21 protein-coding genes and 1 pseudogene are annotated in these 19103 nt (G+C 70.4%); 13 read left to right on the top strand and 9 right to left on the bottom strand.

The window, feature by feature from the left end:
- Positions 1-235: 235 nt before the first annotated feature.
- Positions 236-682: pseudogene (locus tag ACTWQR_RS07980) on the top strand (GtrA family protein); the annotation flags it as partial.
- 735 nt (positions 683-1417) lie between these two features.
- Here the strand turns inward: ACTWQR_RS07980 and ACTWQR_RS07975 are convergent.
- Positions 1418-2623 carry a thiolase C-terminal domain-containing protein gene (locus ACTWQR_RS07975; protein WP_443226214.1) on the bottom strand — a complete coding sequence of 402 codons (1206 nt, stop codon included), beginning with the start codon at positions 2621-2623 and terminating at the stop codon, positions 1418-1420.
- A gap of 228 nt (positions 2624-2851) precedes the next feature.
- On the opposite strand from ACTWQR_RS07975, the gene ACTWQR_RS07970 reads away from it, so the two are divergent.
- On the top strand, positions 2852-4078 hold the full coding sequence (locus ACTWQR_RS07970) for an acyl-CoA dehydrogenase family protein (protein WP_443226213.1): 1227 nt from the start codon (positions 2852-2854) through the stop codon (positions 4076-4078).
- Positions 4078-4581, top strand: a complete 504-nt coding sequence (locus tag ACTWQR_RS07965) for a nitroreductase family deazaflavin-dependent oxidoreductase (RefSeq protein WP_443226212.1) — start codon at positions 4078-4080, stop codon at positions 4579-4581. The genes ACTWQR_RS07970 and ACTWQR_RS07965 overlap by 1 nt, the downstream gene beginning before the upstream one ends.
- Positions 4582-4728: 147 nt before the next feature.
- On the opposite strand, the gene ACTWQR_RS07960 is transcribed toward ACTWQR_RS07965, so the two are convergent.
- Positions 4729-5376 carry a TetR family transcriptional regulator gene (locus ACTWQR_RS07960; protein ID WP_443226211.1) on the bottom strand — a complete coding sequence of 216 codons (648 nt, stop codon included), beginning with the start codon at positions 5374-5376 and terminating at the stop codon, positions 4729-4731.
- 168 nt (positions 5377-5544) lie between these two features.
- Here ACTWQR_RS07960 and ACTWQR_RS07955 point away from each other — a divergent pair, with 168 nt between their 5' ends.
- Positions 5545-6324: a VOC family protein gene (locus ACTWQR_RS07955; RefSeq protein ID WP_443226210.1), complete on the top strand. Its 780-nt coding sequence runs from the start codon at positions 5545-5547 to the stop codon at positions 6322-6324.
- Between the two features lie 253 nt (positions 6325-6577).
- The gene (locus tag ACTWQR_RS07950; RefSeq protein ID WP_443226209.1) at positions 6578-8968 is read left to right on the top strand and encodes an outer membrane protein assembly factor BamB family protein; all 2391 of its coding nucleotides are present in this window, start codon (positions 6578-6580) and stop codon (positions 8966-8968) included.
- 41 nt (positions 8969-9009) lie between these two features.
- Here ACTWQR_RS07950 and ACTWQR_RS07945 read toward each other — a convergent pair whose 3' ends face one another.
- The gene (locus ACTWQR_RS07945; RefSeq protein ID WP_443226208.1) at positions 9010-9573 is read right to left on the bottom strand and encodes a hypothetical protein; all 564 of its coding nucleotides are present in this window, start codon (positions 9571-9573) and stop codon (positions 9010-9012) included.
- A 108-nt stretch (positions 9574-9681) separates the two neighbouring features.
- Here ACTWQR_RS07945 and ACTWQR_RS07940 point away from each other — a divergent pair, with 108 nt between their 5' ends.
- A complete protein-coding gene (locus ACTWQR_RS07940) occupies positions 9682-10314 on the top strand; it encodes a hypothetical protein (RefSeq protein WP_443226207.1) in 633 nt (210 codons plus the stop codon).
- Positions 10315-10326: 12 nt separating this feature from the next.
- Here ACTWQR_RS07940 and ACTWQR_RS07935 read toward each other — a convergent pair whose 3' ends face one another.
- Genes ACTWQR_RS07935 through ACTWQR_RS07925 form a run of 3 tightly spaced genes read right to left on the bottom strand, consistent with a single transcriptional unit; the run spans position 10327 to position 12733 of the window.
- Positions 10327-11100 (bottom strand): enoyl-CoA hydratase/isomerase family protein, encoded by a 774-nt coding sequence (locus ACTWQR_RS07935; RefSeq protein WP_443226206.1) that lies wholly within the window; start codon positions 11098-11100, stop codon positions 10327-10329.
- On the bottom strand, positions 11097-11519 hold the full coding sequence (locus tag ACTWQR_RS07930) for a Zn-ribbon domain-containing OB-fold protein (RefSeq protein WP_443226205.1): 423 nt from the start codon (positions 11517-11519) through the stop codon (positions 11097-11099). The genes ACTWQR_RS07935 and ACTWQR_RS07930 overlap by 4 nt, the downstream gene beginning before the upstream one ends.
- A 17-nt stretch (positions 11520-11536) precedes the next feature.
- The gene (locus tag ACTWQR_RS07925) at positions 11537-12733 is read right to left on the bottom strand and encodes a lipid-transfer protein (RefSeq protein WP_443226204.1); all 1197 of its coding nucleotides are present in this window, start codon (positions 12731-12733) and stop codon (positions 11537-11539) included.
- Between the two features lie 114 nt (positions 12734-12847).
- Between ACTWQR_RS07925 and ACTWQR_RS07920 the strand changes: the two genes are divergently transcribed.
- The 3 genes from ACTWQR_RS07920 to ACTWQR_RS07910 all read left to right on the top strand — a co-directional run bounded on the left by ACTWQR_RS07920 (position 12848) and on the right by ACTWQR_RS07910 (position 15281).
- Positions 12848-14446, top strand: a complete 1599-nt coding sequence (locus ACTWQR_RS07920) for a FadD3 family acyl-CoA ligase (protein ID WP_443226203.1) — start codon at positions 12848-12850, stop codon at positions 14444-14446.
- Positions 14447-14536: 90 nt separating this feature from the next.
- Complete coding sequence (locus tag ACTWQR_RS07915; protein WP_443226202.1) at positions 14537-14821, top strand: type II toxin-antitoxin system Phd/YefM family antitoxin; 285 nt, start codon at positions 14537-14539, stop codon at positions 14819-14821.
- Positions 14814-15281, top strand: coding sequence for a PIN domain-containing protein (locus ACTWQR_RS07910; protein ID WP_443226201.1), 468 nt, complete (start codon positions 14814-14816; stop codon positions 15279-15281). The genes ACTWQR_RS07915 and ACTWQR_RS07910 overlap by 8 nt, the downstream gene beginning before the upstream one ends.
- A gap of 34 nt (positions 15282-15315) precedes the next feature.
- Here the strand turns inward: ACTWQR_RS07910 and ACTWQR_RS07905 are convergent, their stop codons facing one another.
- The 3 genes from ACTWQR_RS07905 to ACTWQR_RS07895 all read right to left on the bottom strand — a co-directional run bounded on the left by ACTWQR_RS07905 (position 15316) and on the right by ACTWQR_RS07895 (position 17515).
- Positions 15316-16050 carry a hypothetical protein gene (locus tag ACTWQR_RS07905; protein ID WP_443226200.1) on the bottom strand — a complete coding sequence of 245 codons (735 nt, stop codon included), beginning with the start codon at positions 16048-16050 and terminating at the stop codon, positions 15316-15318.
- 432 nt (positions 16051-16482) lie between these two features.
- Positions 16483-16683 carry a DUF397 domain-containing protein gene (locus ACTWQR_RS07900; protein ID WP_443226199.1) on the bottom strand — a complete coding sequence of 67 codons (201 nt, stop codon included), beginning with the start codon at positions 16681-16683 and terminating at the stop codon, positions 16483-16485.
- Positions 16664-17515 (bottom strand): helix-turn-helix domain-containing protein, encoded by an 852-nt coding sequence (locus ACTWQR_RS07895; protein WP_443226198.1) that lies wholly within the window; start codon positions 17513-17515, stop codon positions 16664-16666. The genes ACTWQR_RS07900 and ACTWQR_RS07895 overlap by 20 nt, the downstream gene beginning before the upstream one ends.
- A 137-nt stretch (positions 17516-17652) precedes the next feature.
- On the opposite strand from ACTWQR_RS07895, the gene ACTWQR_RS07890 reads away from it, so the two are divergent.
- The 4 genes from ACTWQR_RS07890 to ACTWQR_RS07875 all read left to right on the top strand — a co-directional run bounded on the left by ACTWQR_RS07890 (position 17653) and on the right by ACTWQR_RS07875 (position 19074).
- Entirely contained in the window at positions 17653-17892 is a 240-nt protein-coding gene (locus ACTWQR_RS07890) for a hypothetical protein (RefSeq protein ID WP_443226197.1), read from the top strand.
- A complete protein-coding gene (locus ACTWQR_RS07885) occupies positions 17889-18263 on the top strand; it encodes an ATP-binding protein (RefSeq protein WP_443226196.1) in 375 nt (124 codons plus the stop codon). The genes ACTWQR_RS07890 and ACTWQR_RS07885 overlap by 4 nt, the downstream gene beginning before the upstream one ends.
- 128 nt (positions 18264-18391) lie before the next feature.
- Positions 18392-18679, top strand: a complete 288-nt coding sequence (locus ACTWQR_RS07880; RefSeq protein ID WP_443226195.1) for a hypothetical protein — start codon at positions 18392-18394, stop codon at positions 18677-18679.
- Positions 18679-19074, top strand: a complete 396-nt coding sequence (locus ACTWQR_RS07875; protein WP_443226194.1) for a hypothetical protein — start codon at positions 18679-18681, stop codon at positions 19072-19074. The genes ACTWQR_RS07880 and ACTWQR_RS07875 overlap by 1 nt, the downstream gene beginning before the upstream one ends.
- Positions 19075-19103 lie beyond the last annotated feature (29 nt).

Here is a 19103-nt window from a genome sequence, read left to right as displayed (position 1 = left end):
CGTGCCTTGTCCCACTCCGTATTCCGGGAATCCTCCATCCGGGGATCCAACGGACAGAGCTGAACAAGACGGCCCGGTAAGACGGCCCACTGAGGCGAAACCCCCGACCGATGGTGGAGCCAGCCCCACCATCGGTTCGGGTGTGGGCTCACTCGTGCGGGTGAGCGAACGACGGCATCGTTGAACCCAGTTGATCCAGAGGTTCACGCCCCCGCCGCTCGGAAGGAAAACCCCCATGGAGTCGCAGCTCGCGTCGAAGCCGGAGACGGTGGGCGAGGCCGCTCCCGGGCCGTTCGCCGCCTTCGTCCGGTTCGTGGTCTGCGGCGGCGGTATCGGGGTCCTCTCCAGCGGCGCGGTGGCGCTGCTGGCGGCTGGGGTGCCCTGGGTGGTGGCGAACGCGGTGATCACCGTCGCTTCGACCATCCTCTGCACCGAGCTGCACGCCCGCTTCACCTTCGGCACCGGGCAACGGGCCGGCTGGCGTCAGCACTGGCAGTCCGCCGGATCGGCCACCGCCGCCTACGCGGTGACCACCGTGGCGATGCTCATCCTGCACCTGGTCCAGTCCTCGCCCGGAGTGCTCACCGAACAGGCCGTCTACCTCAGCGCCTCCGGCCTCGCCGGCATCGGCCGCTTCCTGATCCTGCGGCTGTTCGTCTTCGCCGGAGCCCGCAACAGGACCACGCCGGTGTCGGCGACGAGTCCGCTCAAGAGCCGCCCGACGCTGGTCCCGGTGACGAGTGTGACGGTGGCCCCGTCCGTCCCGTCGAGTCTGTCCATCCCCTCCATCCCCTCCATCCCCTCCATCCCCTCCATCCCCTCCATCCCGGTCCCGGCGTGGTCGCAGGCCGCCATGAAGGCGTCGGCGGCCTGGAGGCGGACGGGCGCGGCATCGACCGGCACGCTGCCCTGGTCGGTCACCCCCAACTCGGCCGCTGGAGGCCTCTGACTTCGAGGCCATCACCGATCGCGTTCTGCTGCCCCTTCTCACGTACCGGTCCCGGCCCTGACCTGCGGGGCCTGAGGGCGGGGGTTCTTTTCGGGTTCTTGGGGCGGTGTGTTTGCTGCGGGTGGGTGGGGGCTTGTCGCGCAGTTCCCCGCGCCCCTTGAAAGATCGGGGGCCTCAGGTCAGTTCCTGCACTGCCTGTCCTCGTGGGCTGAGCGCGCAGTTCCCCGCGCCCCTGAAGGGGCCTCAGCCCCCACCCGTCCGCACCCGGCCCTCGGCGTGAGGGGACGTGCCGGGATGTCCGAGCGCCACGCTTCCCGGCTGACCCGACTACCTCAGAGTGGCGCTCGGATGTCCCGGTGCGTCCCCGCCCCACATCCAACCCAGGGGCGCGGGGAACTGCGCGACCAGCCCCCACAAACCCGCGCCCCAACAAACAACCAACCACCCGCCCAACCGCCGGAGGCACCGTCACCCCCGCCCCAACACCACCGTCCCCGAGGAACAGAACCACCCACCCGTCCCCGAGGCCACCGCCACCTCCGGAAGCCGCCCGCCGGCCTTCCGCACCTGCCGCTCCCCGGCCTCCCCCCGCAACTGCCGGACGGCCTCCACCAGCAGGAACAGCCCTCGCATACCCGGATGTTGGGCCGACAGCCCACCTCCGTCCGTGTTCACCGGAAACTCCCCGCCGACCGCCAGCCGCCCCTTCCCGGACCCGGACTCGGACCCGGACCCGGACTCGCTATCCACGAACGCACCCCCCTCCCCCTTCTCGCAGAAACCGAGATCCTCCAGCGTCACGAGCGTCATGTACGTGAACGCGTCGTAGATCTCCGCCAGATCCACCTCCTCCGGCCGAACCCCCGCCCGCCCGAAGGCGATCCGACCGCTCACCGCCGCCGGTGACACGGTGAAGTCCGCCCACTCGGACATGGCGGTGTGCGAGACGTGCTCCCCGGTGCCGAGGATCCACACAGGCCTGGCGCGACAGTCCCGTACGTACTCCTCCGCCGCCAGTAACACCGCCGCCCCGCCGTCCGACCGTATGCAGCAGTGCAGTTTGGTGAACGGGTCAGCGATCATCGGTCCCGACAGGACGTCGTCGACGGTGATCGGGTCCCGGAACATCGCGTCCGGATTCAGCGCCGCGTTCGCCCGAGCCTGTACCGCCACCGACGCCAACTGCTCCAGCGTCGTGCCGTACTCGTGCATGTGGCGGCGCGCGGCCATCGCGTACTTGGCGATGAGCGTGTGACCGTACGGAACCTCGAACTGCGACGGCCCGCGCGCGCCGAACGACAGGTTGCCCGTACGCCGCCCCGCCTTGATGTCCGCGCGGGCGGTGGACCCGTACACCAGCAGGACCGCGTTCGCGTGCCCGGCGGCGATCGCGTCCGCCGCGTGCGCCGCCATGACCTCCCAGGTGGAGCCGCCGACGGAGGTGGAGTCGACCCAGGTGGGCCGCAGGCCGAGATACTCGGCCACCTCGACGGGCGCCAGCGTGCCGAGGCCCGCCGAGGCGAAGCCGTCCACCACCGAGCGGTCGAGACCGGCGTCGGCGAGGGCCCGGCGAGCTGCCTGGGCGTGCAGGGCGTACGGCGTCGCCTCGTCCACCCGGCCGCAGTCGGAGAGGGATACGCCGACTATTGCCACCTTGCGCTTCCCTGAGGTCATGAAATCTGACGGTACATCAGATAAGCCCATCCGGAACAGATGATCCACGGCGCGGAAGGGGAGGGAGCGAAAGGGGAGGGAACGGGAGGGAGCGAAAGGGGAGGGGTGGAGGCGCCAGGGGCCGAAGGCGTCACACCCCTGTGCATCTGCTGATCGTCGCTCTAACATGACGCCCCGTCAGATCTGGGAGCCGGGAGCCGGGGAACCGGCCCGGGGAGGAGCCCGCCGATGGACGCCGCCTTCACCGCGGAACAGGACGAGATCCGCCGCACCCTCCGTGAGCTGCTCCTCAAACGCTGCGGCCCGGAGGAGGTCAGGGCCGCCGTAGGGACCGCGGACGGGTACGACCCCGCACTCTGGGAGGCCCTCGCTCAGCAACTCGGGCTGCCCGGACTCGCGCTTCCCGAGGCGTACGGGGGAGTCGGCTGCTCCGTCACCGAACTCGCTCTCGCCAGCGAGGAGTTGGGGCGAGCCCTGGCTCCCTCACCGCTCTTCGCGACCGCCGTACTGAGCGCCCCGCTCCTCCTCGCGCTCGGCACCGAGGGCCAGCGCGGGGAGTTCCTCCCCCGCATCGCCTCCGGCGAGCTCACCGCCGCCCTCGCCGTGCCGGGCGCGGGCCTGGCCACCGCACTGGGGCTGGTCGGCGACAACCATGGCGACTGGGCCGGCGGCGGCCGGGCAGGGGGCGTACAGGCCCGGCGGGCCGACGGCGTGTGGAGGCTGTACGGGCAGGCCGACCAGGTACTCGACGGGCACGGCGCGGGCCTGCTGCTCGTGGCCGCGCACACCGGGGGCTTCGCCCGCTCACGCACACTGCTCTTCCTCGTGCGCGAGGGCGGAACCCGCGTACGGCAGACGTCCCTTGACGAGAGCCGCCACGACGAGACCCGCGTACGGCAGACCTCCCTCGACGAGACCCGGCCGCGAGCCCGGCTCGAACTCCGGGACGTGAGGGCCGAGTTGCTGGGTGAGGACGAGTCGGCCGATGTGGCCGGCACTCTCGCCGCCGTGGGGGACTCGGCCGCCGCCGTTCTCGCCGCGGAAGCCGTCGGCGCCGCCGACCGCGTACTGGAGCGGACCGTCGAATACGTCAAGCAGCGCGAGCAGTTCGGGCGCGCGATCGGGTCGTTCCAGGCGGTGAAGCACCGGCTGGCCGACCTGTACGTACAGGTCCAGGCGGCGCGGTCGGCCGCGTACTACGCGGCCTGGGCGACGGCCACGGGTGACGAGCGCGTGGGCGGGCTGGCGCTCGCGCAGGCCCTGGAAGCCCTGCGCACCACCGCCTCCGAGGCCATCCAGCTGCACGGCGGGATCGGCTTCACCTGGGAGCACGAGGCGCACCTGTACTTCAAGCGGGCGGCCGGCGACGAGCTGCTCCTCGGCCCGGTGCACCGGCTGCGGGCGTACGCGGCGGATGCGGCGCAGCTGTTCGCGGGCGGGGAGGTGGCGGTCTGATGGCGCCGCAGCCCTCACGGCTCCCGGGAGTCCGGATCGTCCAGAAGGTGTCCTCGACCCGCGCCTTCGCGAAGATCGCGCCGCATGTCGTCCCCGCTCTGGACCGCGCCATACACCGGCTGACCCGCGGAAAAGTCCTGCTCAGCGCCCAGATGCTGCCCGGTGTCATCCTCACGGCGCGGGGCGCGAGGAGTGGGCTTCCCCGTCGTACGCCACTCGCCTGCATGCCGGAGGAAGGCTCGGGGGATGCGGCGGGGAGCTGGATCCTCATCGGGTCCAACTTCGGGCGGACCGACCATCCCGCCTGGACCGCCAACCTTCTCGCCCACCCCGACGCCGAGATCAGTTGGAAGGGCGAGGACATCCCCGTCACCGCCCATCTCCTGCGGGGCGAGGAACGGGACACGGCGTGGAAGGCACTGCTGGACTTCTGGCCGCCGTACGCGACGTACCAGTCCCGGGTAAGCCGTGAGATCCGGCTCTTCCGGATCGTACGGCGCTGAAGGCCCTGCGGCGTACGACGCTGAGCGAACCGGGAACACGAACCGGGAACACGAACGGGTAAGCCACCCAGGAACGCGACAGGCGGCAGCCCACCGAAGCGAGCTGCCGCCTGAGTGACAGGACGTGTGCCTGGAAAGTGTGGCGAACTACTTCGTGGGCTTCTTGCCCGTCACACCCAGATGCACCAACAGCGCGAGGTTCGGCTTGAGTTCAGCCTGCTTGACGCCCCACGACTGGAAGCCCTTCTGGTGCGAGGCCACCGCCGCGAGCATCGCGACGAGGGAACCCGCCATCGCCGACGGGCTGACGTCCTTGTCGATCTTGCCCTTGGCCTGGAGCTCCTTGACCGTGTCCGTAAGGGAGTTGTTCACGGAGTTCAGGATCTTCATGCGGATCTTGTAGAAACGTTTGTCGCCCTCGGCGGCGCCCAGGTCGACGACTCGAAGGATGGCGTCGTTTTTGCGCCAGAACTCGAGGAATCCGTCCACGAGTTCCTGCGCGGTCTGCCAACCGGCCTTGCCGACCCAGGAGCGCCCTTCGAGCAACTCGGTCAACCCGACGCCCTCCGCGGCCATTTGCTCGGCGATTTCCAGAACGGCGCCCTCGACGTCCGGGAAGTACTGATAGAAGGTCGCCGGTGAAGTGCCCGCCTTCCGCGCGACGTCGATGACTTTGACGTCGCGGTAAGGCGAGGAGCTGAGCATCTCGCTGAGGCAGTCGAGCAGCTTCTGCCGCGTCGCCTGCCCGCGCCGACCGGCCACACGGCCGTCGACGGTACGCACTTGTCCTGTCATGACGTCAGCTTACCGAGGGGTGATCGGAGCGCGATTCGGCCGACTGCAAATGGGGTGTGCATGCTCAGACAGCGGGCTGTGCATGCTCAGACAGGGAGGTGCGCGTGCTCGGACAGAAGCAACGCGGCCTGCTCTGCGGGATACGTGGAAGGCCGTTAGCTTGGCCGCATGGCTGGATCTGAGGCATCTGCCGCTTTCTCCGAGGGCGTCCCCTGCTGGGTCGACGCCCAGCTCCCGGACGTCCCGGCGGGCAAGCGCTTCTACGGTGAGCTCTTCGGGTGGACCTTCGAGGCCTTCGAGGGGGCTGAGGAGGCGGATGAGGCCTATGGGGGCTCCGTGCCCTCCGCGTCCTCCGTGCCCTCGGTACGGGCGCTCCTCGACGGAGAGCCCGTCGCCGCCCTGGCCCCCAAGCGGGACGCACGCATGCCCACCGTCTGGACGGTGTACTTCGCGACCCCGGACGCGGACGCGCTGGTCGGCCGAATCGTGGAGGCGGGCGGTCAGGTGATCACGGCGCCGGTGCCGGTGGGCCCGTACGGCAGGACGGGGCTCGCCGCCGATCCCGAGGGCGCCGTCTTCGGGCTCTGGGAGGCCGGCACCCACCCCGGCTTCGGAAAGCGCCACGAACCGGGCGCTTTCGCCTGGGCCGAGCTGTACGCGCGGGACACGGCCGTCGCCGACTCCTTCTACGCCGACCTCTTCCACGACGCCCTCTTCGGTCCCGGCACCACCCGCGACTTCGGCCGCGCACCCGTCTCCGACGTCTTCCCCGCCGAGATGCCGCCCCACTTCCTCGTCCATTTCGGCGTGGAGGACTGCGAGGCCGTACTCGGTACGGTCCTTCGACTTGGCGGCCGAATCCAGGCGCCGCCTTTCGACACTTCGTACGGGCATGTGGCCGTCGTCACTGACAATCAGGGAGCGTCCTTCGCGATTCTCCAGCGCTGAATCAGTGCAGAAAGCCACCGAAAGGCGACGAGAAGCGGCGGGAAGGCCTTGAAAAGCGAGGAAGAGCGAGGCCGACGCGGGGTATTTGTCCTAGAACACTCCAAGACCTCCCGATCAGGCCCCGGGTTCGCAACCTATGGCCGGGACAGGAAGAATCGGGGTGCGTGCCGCCGGAGCGGTTCGGTGGTGAGACGCTGCGCAGTGGCGGACCGGTGGCTGGAAGCGCAGCAGCGTACGGGGAGGTGGCAGGCAAGTGGTGGATCAGCTGACACAGCACGATCCGCGGCGGATCGGGCCGTTCGAGGTGCTGGGACGGCTCGGTGCCGGCGGCATGGGGCTGGTCTATCTCGCGCGCTCGGCCTCGGGCCGGCGCGTGGCGATCAAGACGGTCCGGACGGAACTCGCCGAGGACCAGCTGTTCCGGGTCCGCTTCACCCGCGAGGTCGAGGCGGCACGGGCCGTCTCCGGCTTCTACACGGCGGCCGTGGTCGATGCCGACCCCCGCGCGGCCGTGCCGTGGCTGGCCACCGCGTACGTACCCGCGCCCTCCCTCGAGGAAATAGTGACCGAGTGCGGGCCGATGCCGGCCCAGGCGGTCCGCTGGCTCGCGGCGGGCGTCGCGGAGGCGCTGCAGTCCATCCACGGCGCCGGACTGGTACACCGCGACCTCAAGCCGTCGAACGTCCTCGTCGTCGAGGACGGGCCGCGCGTCATCGACTTCGGCATCGCGTCAGGGGTCTCCAACACCCGCCTGACCATGACGAACGTCGCCGTCGGCACGCCCGCCTACATGTCGCCCGAGCAGGCGAAGGACTCCCGCAGCGTGACCGGCGCGAGTGACGTCTTCTCGCTCGGCTCGATGCTCGTCTTCGCCGCCACCGGCCACGCGCCCTTCCACGGCGCGAACCCTGTCGAGACCGTCTTCATGTTGCTCAGGGAGGGCCCGGACCTCGAAGGCCTCCCGGACGAACTGCGGCCGCTGATCGAGTCCTGCATGCAGATGGAGGCCACCGGCCGCCCCAACCCGGCCGACCTCCAGGCCCAGCTGGCACCTCACCTCTTCGGCTCAGGCTCCGACGACAGCGGTACGGCGTCCGCGTGGCTGCCCGAGCGGGCCGTGGGCCTGATCGAGCAGCGCCGCGGCGGGCGCCCGCCCGCCAAGCCCTCCTCCGGTCGCAGTGGCGGACGAGGCGCCCCCGTGGTGCCGCCCCCGCCGCCGCACGACCCCCCCGTCCCGCCCGTCCCGGTCGGCGCGGGCACGGGCCGGCGCGGCGGTGCGCCCGACACCGGTCCGGTGCGGCTGGCCGGCGGCCAGGTACCCATCGGGCCGGGCCCGCGCGTCGCCGACGCCCGCGCCGCCGCCGTGAAGGCACCCCCTCCGGAGGCGGGCCTCGCGGCCTCCTGGTCCCGGCCGCGCCCCGGCGTGAACGGCGCCGACCCCGTCGCGCCAGGAGCCGGACCCGTCCCCGTACCCGGGCCCACGGCGGCCCCCGGCCCGGCCTCGGCACCGTCGTCCTGGCGGCCGTGGCGCTTCCGCATGTCGAACGACGTGTGGGGGACCCCCGCCGTCGCCGGCGACCTCGTCTACGTCACCTCCTTCGAGGTGCACGCCCTGGACGTGGCCACCGGTCGGCGCCGCTTCAAGACCCGCGACGTCGCCTGGTCCATGGCGGTCGCCGACGGCCGCGTCCACGCCTCCGACGGCCCCACCCTGTTCGCCCTCGACGCCCGCGAGGGCACCGACCTGTGGCGGCTGCCGACCGACGCCTGGGTGTACTCCCTCAAGGCCGACCGCGGCACCGTCGTCACCGGCACCCGCGGCGGCGGCGTACAGGCCTGGGAGGCCTCCAACGGCCAGAAGCTCTGGGAGATCACCGGAACCCAGACCGACTTCGAGTCGCCCGAGGCCGGACCCGTCATCCACGAAGGCACGGTCTACATCTGGCGGGACGCCCGCCTGCGCGCCCTGGAGGCCCGCACCGGCGAGGAGCGCTGGTCGTACCCCATCGGCGACGCGGCTTCCTGCGGCGGCGTCCCGGTCCGCCTGACGCACGCCGACGACGGATACGTGTACGTGTCCGCCGGCACCCGGGTCCTCGCCATCGACATCGCCGGCGGGCACGTCCGCTGGCACTTCGAGGCGCCCGCCGTGTTCCTGAGCCCGCCCACTTTCGCGCCGGGCCCGGCGGTCACCGGCGGCGGGGTGTACCTCGCCGACTACCTCGGCACGGTGTACGCCCTCGACGCCACCGACGGCCGCGACCGCTGGCGCATCGCCACCGAGTCCCGCGCCTCCATCGACCCGGTCCTCGTCTCGGCCGGTCACGTCCACGTGGGCAGCGGCAAGGGTCTCTACACGCTGGACGCCGTCACCGGCACACCCAAGTGGCGCTTCCAGGCGGGCGGCGAACTGGTGGGCGCCCCCGCCGTCGCCGAGGGGCGGATCCACTTCGGCTCCACGGACCATCTCCTCTACACCCTGAAGGCCGACGACGGCCGCCTGCGCTGGAAGCTCGCCACGGGCGGCGAGATCACCGGCGCCCCGGTCGTCAAGGACGGGGTGGTGTACGCGTGCAGCAAGGACCGCTGCGTGTACGCGCTGGACGCGGAGAAGGGCACGGGGACGGCGACGGCGCGGACGTAAGGGCCGCTCAACAGTGGTCCATTCAACTGTGGTCCATCGGCTCAACTGGGGTCCATCGGTGGCCGCTTCCAGGTCACCGTCGGGGCGTCCTCCGGGGGCACGGTGGACCCGGGCTCGTACGGGCCGTCAAAGGTCGGGTACGTCGGCTCCATGGGTTCCACGGGAGCGACAGGAGCCCTCCGCCCGCCGCGCCCGCGCATGACCGCGGCGGCGACGAGAAGCAGCACACCGCCGCCGAAGGCGAGCCCCGTCCCCACACCCAGCCCGACGCCCTCGTCCCCGGAGACGGCCAGACTGCCCTCGGCCTGCCCCACCCGCACCATCCACAGCACGGTGAACCCGAGCACGATCACGCCGGCCAGGCCCACCAGCAGTCGTGACCGGAGCAGCAGCCCGACCACCGTGATCAGCGCGGCCCCGGCGAACGGCAGGAACGGCGAGGCGAAGAGCTCCGCCCGGACACCCGTGACACCGCCCTCGGAGAACAGGTCCCCGAGGCGGTAGTGCCGCCCGTGACGGCCGTCGTACCAGGCACGGAAGGGGCTCCATACGGCGGCCGTCGCTCCGGCGAGCGCGAGCAGCGACCCGAGTACGTTGCGGACCATACGCGAGCCTCCGTTCCCAGCTCTCGCTTTGTCTCAGACGCTACGCCGGGCTGACGGAGACCGCCACGCGGCGTCACCGGCCGTGACCGGAGTGGGTAGGGTGATGTCATGATCATGCGGGGGCGCAAGCTCAAACTGACTGCGGTACTGGCGATGACGGTGCTCACTCTCACGGGGTTCTCGACGGGACGCGGCCACGGCCGCGGCAGCAGCGGCGGTGACGGAGGCGGGGGCGGCTGCAGCAGTTCCTCTCAGAACCACGGCAGCTCGTCGTCGACGTCGGGAGGCAGCTCGGGAGACAACTCGTACGACGACTCCGACGACGACTCCGACGACGACTCCGACGACGACTCCGACGACTCGTATGGCAACGGCGGAAGCAGCAGCGGTAGCCGCGGCGGCACCTACAACCGGCGCCCGAACAACGGCTCCACGCCCGCCTCCTCCACCGGCAGCGGCGGCGGCGAACTGGAGGACGCCACGGCGAAGCTGCTGAGCTGCGCGACCAAGAAGGCCCCGTACGCGACCGTCGAGGTCAGGAACCCGAACGCGCGGAAGGCCACCTTCTCGGTGTTCGTCGACTTCCAGGACACGGAAGGCCTCACGATCACCAGCGACTTCGAACGCGTCAAGGTGCCCGCCAACGGCAAGGCGACCGTTCGCGTTCCCGTCGGCGGCGAAGGCCTCGTCGACTCGGTCGACCACTGCGAACTCGACCCGCAGGCACGCCCGGTGAGTTGACGCCCCCGGGGCTCACCGCACCCGGAACCCGTCCGGGCGGCGGGCGCCGAACAGTTCCGCCTGCCGCTCACCGGGCAGATTGCCGAGCGAGATGAGGTGCGGCGCGTGCGTGAGCGCCTGGGCGCGCGCCGCTTCCTTCGCCGCCCATACGGCTCGTACGGTGCCCTGGACGGCCTCGGTCGGGTAGGAGGCGATCACCTCGGCGCACCGTACGGCGGCCTGGAGCGCCTCGCCCGGAGCGGTGACTTCGGACACCAGCCCCACCTCGTACGCCCGCCCGGCCGAGATCCGCTCCGCCGTCCCCATCAACGCCATCCGCGCCACCTCCCCGAACGGCATCCGCTGCGCCATGTAGATCGACTCGCACGCGCTGACCATCCCGTACGTCGTGTGCGGATCGAAGAAGGTCGCGTTCTCGTCGGCCACGATGAACTCGGCCTCGCCCAGCAGGTAGAAGGCCCCTCCGCAGGCCATCCCGTTCACGGCGGCGATCACGGGCTTCCACAGGTCGTTCGCCTTCGGCCCGGTCATGGTCAGCGGCTCGTCCACCATGTACGGGGAGCCGGGCTGCGGAACCTCGACGTCGCGATCGAGCCCCGTACAGAAGGCCCGCTCGCCCGCCCCCGTGACGACGACCGCGCGCACGGAGTCGTCGAACCTGAACTCCCGCCAGGCGGCGGCAAGTTCGGCGGCCATGCCGAGATCGATCGCGTTGAGCTTCTCGGGCCGGTCGAGGGTGAGGACGGCGACGCCGCTGCCCTTGTCGATGCTGATGCGAAGGCTCACGGCCGCTCCAGTACCCACCGCGGCAGCCCGCTGCGGCTGAAGACCACCTGCACCTTGACCCCGATCCGAATGCGTTCCGGCGGCACGGAGTTGAGCGGCGCGTCCGGCCCGCTGACGAGATTCCCCACCAGCCGAATCCGGGGAGCCTCCGCCAGCTCGACCACGATGACGGCGTACGGGGCCTGTTCCGCGTAGGCGGGCAGGAGCGGCGGATGCGGGACGACGTACGACCAGACGCGCCCCTTCCCGCTCATCCTCCGCCACTCGCTGTCGAAGGACTGGCAGTGGGGGCAGCAGGGCCGGGGCGGAAAACGGAGCTCGCCGCAGTCCGGATTGGCGCAGGCCTGAATCCGTAGCTCGCCCTGGGTGCCGTACCCCCAGAAAGGGGCGCCGTCGTCGTCCACGACCGGTGTGAGCATCTCAACTCCTCAAGTCCTCAAGTCCTTAGCAGCAGGGCGGACGTCGGGACACCCTCGCCCGCCGTGACCAGGCAGGTGGCGGCCCCCGGGACCTGCGCGGTACTCATGCCCCGGAGCTGCTTCACCCCCTCGTTGATGAGGTTGAAGCCATGGACGTACGCCTCGCTGAGCCCGCCGCCACTGGTGTTGAGCGGCAGCCGCCCCCCGATCTCGAGCGCGCCGCCTTCCGTGAACGCGCCGCCCTCGCCCCGCCCGCAGAAGCCGTAGCCCTCCAGGGAGAGCGGTATGAGAGGAGTGAACGCGTCGTAGATCTGGGCGACATCCACGTCCTCCGGGGTGAAGTCGGCGTGTTTCCACAGGTGTCGGGCGGCGGTCCAGGCCGGTCCTGTGAGCGGGTCGTCGTTCCAGTAGTTGACCATGCCGTGGTGCTGGGCGGGCAGGCCCTGGGCGGCGGAGTGGACGTACACGGGGGTGTGCCGACAGTCGCGTGCCCGCTCTGCGGAGACGACGACGCAGGCCAACGCCCCATCCGTCTCAAGGCAGTTGTCGAAGAGGCAGAGGGGCTCGCTGATCCAGCGGGAGGTCATATACATGTCCCGGGTCAGCGGCCGCTCGTACATGATGGCTCGCGGATTCTGGTTGGCGCGGTTGCGGCAGGCGAGCGCGACGTTGAACAGGTGGTCCCGCGTCGCCCCGTACTCATGCATGTAGCGACGCGTCAGCATGGCGATCTCGTCGGCCGGCCGGAGGAGTCCGAAGGGGCGGGTCCACTGGGCGGGGGTGGGCAGTTGGGCGGCGGTGTTCTTCCACGGGCGCGGCCCGGACCCCCGCTTCCGTGACCGCCAGGCGACCCCGACCGTGGCCTGACCGGTGGCGATGGCGGCGGCGAGATGCGCGACGGTGGCGCAGGAACCCCCACCCCCATACCCAACCTTGCTGAAGAAGGTGAGGTCACCGAGTCCGACGGCCTTCGCGACCTCCACCTCGTCGGTCTCCTCCATGGTGTAGGAGGCGAGCGCGTCCACTTCACTCGGTGCGATCCCGGCGTCGGCGAGGGCGGCGAGGATCGCACGGCAGGCCAAGGTCTTCTCGTTCTCGGGGAGTTGCTTGGCGAAGGGAGTCTGCCCGATGCCGACGACAGCGGTGGCGTCCTTGATGCCTGCCGTGACCCCCGCCGTGCTCCCTGCCCCGATCCCCGCCGTGATCCGTGCCATGGGCGCACACACCTCCGCGCTGTTCGCGAATGCTGACAGGCCGTCAGGCTACAGCTAATCTGACGGGTAGTCAGCTAGTGCTTGTTCCGTGGTTCCGGTCGTGGGGAGGTTGCTGTGCGCGGTGACGAGGAGTGGGGGACGATCCCGGGGCTGGTGCGGGCGGCAGCCGATCAGTACGGATCCGTCGAGGCGGTCGTCGAGGGACGTACGCGGATCTCGTACGCGGAGTTGGGTGCGCGGGTGGAACGAGCGGCGGCGGCGTGCGTCGCGAACGGGGTGCGGCCCGGGGACAGGGTGGCGATCTGGGCGCCCAACACGCTGGACTGGATCGTCTCTTCGCTCGGCGCGGTGTCGGCGGGAGCGGTGCTCGTACCGCTGAACACGCGCTTCAAGGGTGCGGAGGCGGCGTACGTACTGGAACGCAGCCGCGCCCGGCTCCTCTTCGTGACGGGTACGTTCCTGGGGACGTCATACGTTGCCTCGCTGCGGAGGGCCGCCGCGGAGGGTGCCGGGGACGGCCCGCTCCCCGGCCTCCCGCACCTGGAACAGGTGGTGGTGCTGTCGGACGACGCGCCCGCCGACTTCCGTACGTGGAAGGACTTCCTGGCGAGTGGCGACGAGGTGGGCCCGGAGGAGGTGGAGGCCCGTGCCGCTGCCGTTTCCCCCTCCTCCCCCTCGGACATCATCTTCACGTCCGGGACGACGGGCCGGCCGAAGGGGGCGGTGATCACCCATTCCCAGACGCTGCGGGCGTACGCCGTGTGGAGCGAACTGGCGGGTCTGCGTGCCGACGACCGCTACCTGATCGTGAACCCCTTCTTCCACACCTTCGGCTACAAGGCGGGCGTGATCGCCTGCCTGATGCGGGGCGCGACGATGATCCCGCAGCCGGTGTTCAACGTGGACACGGTGATGGCCAACGTGGCGTCGGAGCGCATCTCCGTACTTCCGGGCCCGCCGACCCTCCACCAGTCCCTCCTGGACCACCCGGCACGGGACACCCATGACCTCTCGGCCCTGCGCCTGGTGGTGACGGGCGCGGCGGTGGTGCCGTTGCGGCTGGTGGAGCGCCTGCGCTCGGAACTCGGCGTCGGGACGGTCCTGACGGCCTACGGCCTCTCCGAGGCCAGCGGCATCGTCACGATGTGCCGCCGGGGCGACGAGCCGGAGGTGATCGCCTCCACGTCCGGCCGGGCCATCCCGGGCACGGAGATCCGCGTGGTCACGCCCTCGGGGTCACCGGCCGAGGTCGGCCGGCCCGGGGAGGTCCTGGTCCGCGGCTTCAACGTCATGCGGGGCTACTTCGAGGACCCGAAGGCCACGGCGTCCGTACTCACTCCGGACGGCTGGCTCCGTACGGGGGATGTCGGCGTCCTGGACCCCGCCGGCAATCTCCGTATCACCGACCGCATCAAGGACATGTTCATCGTCGGCGGCTTCAACGCGTACCCGGCTGAGATAGAGCAACTCCTGGGCCTGCACCCGGACGTGGCGGACGTGGCGGTGATCGGCATCCCGGACGGGCGGCTGGGGGAAGTGGGCAAGGCGTATGTCGTGCGCCGGCCGGGCGTGACCCTGACGGGGGACGACCTGATCGCCTGGGCCCGGCGGGAGATGGCGAACTACAAGGTGCCGCGGGTGGTGGAGTTCGTGGGGGAGTTGCCGCGGAACGCGAGTGGGAAGGTGGTCAAGGGGGAGTTGCGGGGGCGGTGAAGGGCACGCGGCCGAGGTGGTTGGTAGCCCGGGGGACGCACACACGCCTGCCCTCGCGACCGATGTAGAACAAGTAGTACATTTGTGGTCATGGGCGGCCACCGAGAGGTTCCGCTTCGTGAACTCAACCAGCAGACATCTCGGGTCATGGCCCGGGTCGAGGCGGGGGAGACCGTCACGATCACCAAGGACGGTGTGCCGATAGGGGACATCGTTCCCCATGGTGTGCGTGACGGGGTTCGTACGGGGCCGCCCATGTACGCCTTCAGGACCGACCCGATGGGGCCGCTCGACCTCCCCGACCTGGGCGGGCCGGCTCTCGGTGACGACGAGATCGACGAGACGCTGCGGGGGATGGGCGGGCTCGATGGCTGAGGCATCCCTCCCCGCGATTCCCGTGGTCGTCGCGGACACCAACGCGCTCTATCGCCTCTTCACGCCGAAGGACCCACGTCACTCCGCACACCGGGCGGCTCTTGAGCGCGTTGGACACCTGGTCGTCTCGCCCATGGTCCTGACCGAGCTCGACTACCTCCTCACGGAACGGTTGGGTGCCAGAGCGTCGATGAACGCCCTCGACTTCATCGCAGGCCAGGTGGAGTCCCGGCGTTTCGAGGTCCCGGAGGCGACGCCGCACCTACGTGGCGCGATGGCCGTGATGCGCGGTTATGAAGACGCCGGTGGCGGCAAGAGAGTGGGGCTCGCGGACGCCATGAACGTGGTTCTGGCCGCCGCCTTCCAGACCATCGACATCTTCACCAGCGACCGCCACTTCCGGATGATGCGCCCGCTCACGGGTGAGGCGGCGTTCCGGCTCATGCCGGACGACATCTGACGGGTGGAGCTACGTACGTATCCGACGGGTGGAGCTACGTTCCGTCTGACGGGTGGAGCCATGTATCTGACGGCTGGAGCCACGATTCCGCCTCCCCTGAGCCGCGGAGCGTCGCGAGGCCGACGTGGATTTCCTCGATCATTCGCTCGGGGTGGTGGAAGACGTCCGCCGCGGTGTAGCGGAGGAGGAGGCGGACCGCGGGGCACTGGAGAACCTCGTTGAAGCGGGCGATGTCCCGCCGGTGGGACTCGCGGGTGCCGTGGTACGCGTACCCCTCGATCTCGACGGCCAGGCCCTCCGCCCGGAAGAGGAAGTCCAGGTAGCGGCGGCGGCCGTTGGGCGTACGGACTTCGGCCTGGCCCTCGGGGCGAAGCCCCGCGTCGTGCATGCGCAGGCGCGCGATGGTCTCGGCGGGTGACCCGGAGCTCGAGTCGGCCAGCTTCAACCAGCGACGAGCTCTTTCCGCTCCGCGCGCCGCCGGGGTTTCGAGCGCGAGGGCGATCAGGGATCTGGTCGTGAGGGGCGGGCGGCGGACCTGCCCGACCCTTCGCCAGGTGAGGGCGGACTCGACGGCGACGAGGGCCTCGTCACGGGGCCCGGCCCGGAGGAGATCGGCGAGCGTACGGTCGATGGTCGTCGCACGCAGGCCGTCTCTTCGGACGACGTCCCCTTCTCCGAGGGGCATGCGGTGTACGAGCACGCCCTCGCCCTGGCGGCGAATCGTGCCCTCGGGGTCGATGAATTCCAGGGCGCCCTGGCCTCGGGCCACCGCTCCCGGGGCTCCCGGGGCTCTCGGGGCTCTCGGGGCTCTCGGGGCTCTCGGGTTGAGCGTCTCGATCTGCCAGAGCGCGGCCGCCGAGCGGTGACTCACGACAAGCTTCGGCCTGAGGAGCTGCACGGCCTGAAGGCGTACCGGGAGCTCCGCCTCGCGCCCCGGCTCGGCCCAGGCCCCGGCACGAATCGGGGTCCACCCCTCCCTCCGGAGCGCACGGGAGAGCGCCCGGCGCCCCCACCCGGCTTCGAGAGCGCGGGAGGCCAGAAGCACGCCGCCCCGGGCGAGAGCGAGTAAAGGTTCCCCGTGATCCACGCGCTCAGCATCCCGGCCCCGCGATCACTCTGACTCGGCCTGTGGATAACGGTGGAGGGGGATTGGAAGGTTTGGGACGGCTGAGGGGTGCTGTGGGTGTCCCAAACCCTCCAATCACTGCTTCAGGGCTGCGATGAAGGTGGACCAGGGGGTGGGGGCGATTAGGAGTACGGGGCCGGGGTGGGACTTGGAGTCGCGGACCGGGACGACTCCGGGGAGGCCGGCGGCTACCTCGACGCACTCGCCGCCGGTGCCGTTGCTGTAGCTGCTCTTGCGCCAGAGCGCGGCGCTCAAGTCAATCTCGTGGCTTGCCATTTCGATAGTCCTCTTCCGCAGCCTCGATCATGGCCAGGGACGCCTCCGGCGGCAGTGCGGCGGCCCTGAGCAGATCGTACGACTCTCGGTACTGCTTCACGAGCGCCGGGTAGTCGATGAGTTGGCCGCTGTGCAAGCTCTCGACGTACACGACGGGAGGAGCGTCCGGGAACGTCATGACCCTGGTCATGCCCATCATGAACGGGTGGGCGGCGGCGGTTTCCGGGACGATCTGCAAAATGGAGCGCGTGGTCCGGGCTACCTCCGCGATGTGATCCAGGAGTTCGGCCATCTGCTCGTCCGGCAGGACCGGGCGACGGATCAGCGACTCGTCGAGGATCGCCCAGAACCTCGGCGGATTCTCCGAGCCGAAGAGTTCTGCCCGTGCCATCCGGGCGTTCACCTTCTTCTCGACCTCTTCGTCCGAGGCCCGGGGCATGGCCGCCCGTACGATCGCGCGCGTATACGCAGCCGTCTGCAGAAGCCCAGGCACGATCATCGGCGCCCAGTCCTCGATCGTCTCCGCATGCCCCTCCATCTCCGCGACATCCGCGAAGTACTCCGCATGCCCCGACTGCCGTGCCTTGCGCGCATCTTCACAACGCCGCTCGAAAAACCCGTCGGTCCCCAGGACCTTGTCGACGTGCCGAGCCAGATCGAGCGGCATGCGCCGCTCACCCCGCTCGATCTGGCTCAGGAACGGGATGCCTCGGAAGCTCCCTTCCGCCAGTTGTTCGAGCGTGAGGCCCGCCAGCTCTCTCTGGTAGCGCAACTCGGCGCCGTAGAAGGAGGGGACGTTCGCCGACGCGTCGGGATCCTTACGTGGGGGCACAACTCATCACCGCCGTTTGCCAGTTGCTCTTGCGCAGCCCAAACGCCTTTTACGGTACGTCGAATGACGTCAACGTGTGACTGAATCGTCACGGATTGCATTCGCGGCACGTAGTCACGCACGGAAAGGCGTCCCCCATGCAAGACGACCCACAACCGCCCATCCCGGCCCCCACCGCCTACGACATGGAACGCTGCGTCGGCGAACTCCGCACCGCCCTCGCCGCCCACGGCATCACGCTCCCCTCCCTGCGCGTCGACCTGCCGACCTTCGCGGGTACGCACTCGCCCCCGGCGGGACTGATCGCGCTCGGCAACTGCAACACCGCGACCGCGCGCAAGCTGGTCGCCGTGCTCCGAGAGGCGGCCGCGCGGTGAAGGCTCCGCCCGCTCTCGAACTCGACCTGCTCGCTCTCCCCAAGGCCGTACCCGACCTGCGCCGCACTGTCCGCAGGCACCTGGGTGCGCCCTGTGCGGACGTCCAGCTCTGCGTCACCGAGCTGGTCGGCAATGTGGTCCGGCATGTGGGGGAGGGGACTCCGGTTCGGGTACGGGTGGCGCGGGCGGGCGGCCGGATCCGGGTGGAGGTGGCTGATCCTGATCCGCGGGCTCTCCCTGTGCTGCTGCGCGCCACGGCGGAGGACGAGTCGGGGCGGGGGCTGGCCTTGCTGGACGCGGTGACGTTGCGGTGGGGCGTGGAGCAAGGGGTGGCGGGCAAGACGGTGTGGTGCGAGCTGGGGGAGCAGTGATGAGTCGCGTACGGGAGCGGGAGGTCTTCATGGCGGGGGCGATGGCGGTTCTCGATCGGTTCGGCGGGCTGATCGATGAGCTGGAGCGTGGCGGGCGGGCCTCGTCACGGGTCGGTATGGTAAGTGGTATGGCAACCAAGAAGTACACCGTGACGCTGCCGGAGGAGCTTGCCGAGGAGATCCGGCGGGAGGTTGGGCCCGGTGGGTTCAGTGCGTACGTCACGCGGGCCATAGAGCGTCAGCGGGAGCGGGACCGGCTGGGGGAGCTGGTGGCGTGGATGCAGGAGGAGGGCGGGCCTCCCACGGACGAGGAACTGGCGGAGGCCGAGGCCGAACGTCGTGAACTTGAGCGCTATTTCGCCGAGCGCGAGGCCACGTCCGGGAACGGCGGATCCGATCTCCCGATGGCGGGCTGATGGGCGTCGGAACCTATGTGCTGGACTGCGAGGCTCTGTCCCGGGCGGCGCTGCGCGAACGGAAGATGACGCTGCGACTCACGGAGGCCCACCGCTCGGGCATCCGCGTGGTGACCAGCTCCATGACGTTGATCGAGGCGTACCACGGTCAGGTGAAGCGTGGGGTCTGGGCGTGGGCGATGTCCCGCGTCGTGGTCGAGCCTGTTTCGAGGGAGGTCGCCGATGCCGCGATCGCGCTGCTGGAGGACTCTGGGCTGCACGGCCACAAGTACGCGATCGATGCGGCGCTCGCGGTGATCGCGGGGCGGCAGGGCGGGAACGTGGTGCTCTACACGTCGGACGAGCGCGACATGAAGGAGTTGTGCGGGGGGCGGGTGGTGGTGAGGGGGCTGTAGCGCGGGTGCTGGCCGGGCATGCCGATGGG

Origin of the sequence: Streptomyces sp. 2A115 (assembly GCF_052245575.1) — a bacterium.
Lineage (GTDB): Bacteria > Actinomycetota > Actinomycetes > Streptomycetales > Streptomycetaceae > Streptomyces.
The sequence above is the reverse complement of the archived record's forward strand: the minus strand, read 5'-3'. Positions and strand labels throughout refer to the sequence as shown.

Excerpts from the sequence above, each read along its gene's own strand:
- ACTWQR_RS07875 (WP_443226194.1), top strand. The coding sequence starts at position 18,679 with ATGGGCGTCGGAACCTATGTGCTGGACTGCGAGGCTCTGTCCCGGGCG.
- ACTWQR_RS07960 (WP_443226211.1), bottom strand. The coding sequence starts at position 5,376 with ATGACAGGACAAGTGCGTACCGTCGACGGCCGTGTGGCCGGTCGGCGC.
- ACTWQR_RS07880 (WP_443226195.1), top strand. The coding sequence starts at position 18,392 with ATGGCAACCAAGAAGTACACCGTGACGCTGCCGGAGGAGCTTGCCGAG.
- ACTWQR_RS07900 (WP_443226199.1), bottom strand. The coding sequence starts at position 16,683 with ATGGCAAGCCACGAGATTGACTTGAGCGCCGCGCTCTGGCGCAAGAGC.
- ACTWQR_RS07925 (WP_443226204.1), bottom strand. The coding sequence starts at position 12,733 with ATGGCACGGATCACGGCGGGGATCGGGGCAGGGAGCACGGCGGGGGTC.
- ACTWQR_RS07910 (WP_443226201.1), top strand. The coding sequence starts at position 14,814 with ATGGCTGAGGCATCCCTCCCCGCGATTCCCGTGGTCGTCGCGGACACC.
- ACTWQR_RS07940 (WP_443226207.1), top strand. The coding sequence starts at position 9,682 with ATGATCATGCGGGGGCGCAAGCTCAAACTGACTGCGGTACTGGCGATG.
- ACTWQR_RS07975 (WP_443226214.1), bottom strand. The coding sequence starts at position 2,623 with ATGACCTCAGGGAAGCGCAAGGTGGCAATAGTCGGCGTATCCCTCTCC.
- ACTWQR_RS07930 (WP_443226205.1), bottom strand. The coding sequence starts at position 11,519 with ATGCTCACACCGGTCGTGGACGACGACGGCGCCCCTTTCTGGGGGTAC.
- ACTWQR_RS07955 (WP_443226210.1), top strand. The coding sequence starts at position 5,545 with ATGGCTGGATCTGAGGCATCTGCCGCTTTCTCCGAGGGCGTCCCCTGC.
- ACTWQR_RS07965 (WP_443226212.1), top strand. The coding sequence starts at position 4,078 with ATGGCGCCGCAGCCCTCACGGCTCCCGGGAGTCCGGATCGTCCAGAAG.
- ACTWQR_RS07970 (WP_443226213.1), top strand. The coding sequence starts at position 2,852 with ATGGACGCCGCCTTCACCGCGGAACAGGACGAGATCCGCCGCACCCTC.
- ACTWQR_RS07945 (WP_443226208.1), bottom strand. The coding sequence starts at position 9,573 with ATGGTCCGCAACGTACTCGGGTCGCTGCTCGCGCTCGCCGGAGCGACG.
- ACTWQR_RS07915 (WP_443226202.1), top strand. The coding sequence starts at position 14,537 with ATGGGCGGCCACCGAGAGGTTCCGCTTCGTGAACTCAACCAGCAGACA.
- ACTWQR_RS07890 (WP_443226197.1), top strand. The coding sequence starts at position 17,653 with ATGCAAGACGACCCACAACCGCCCATCCCGGCCCCCACCGCCTACGAC.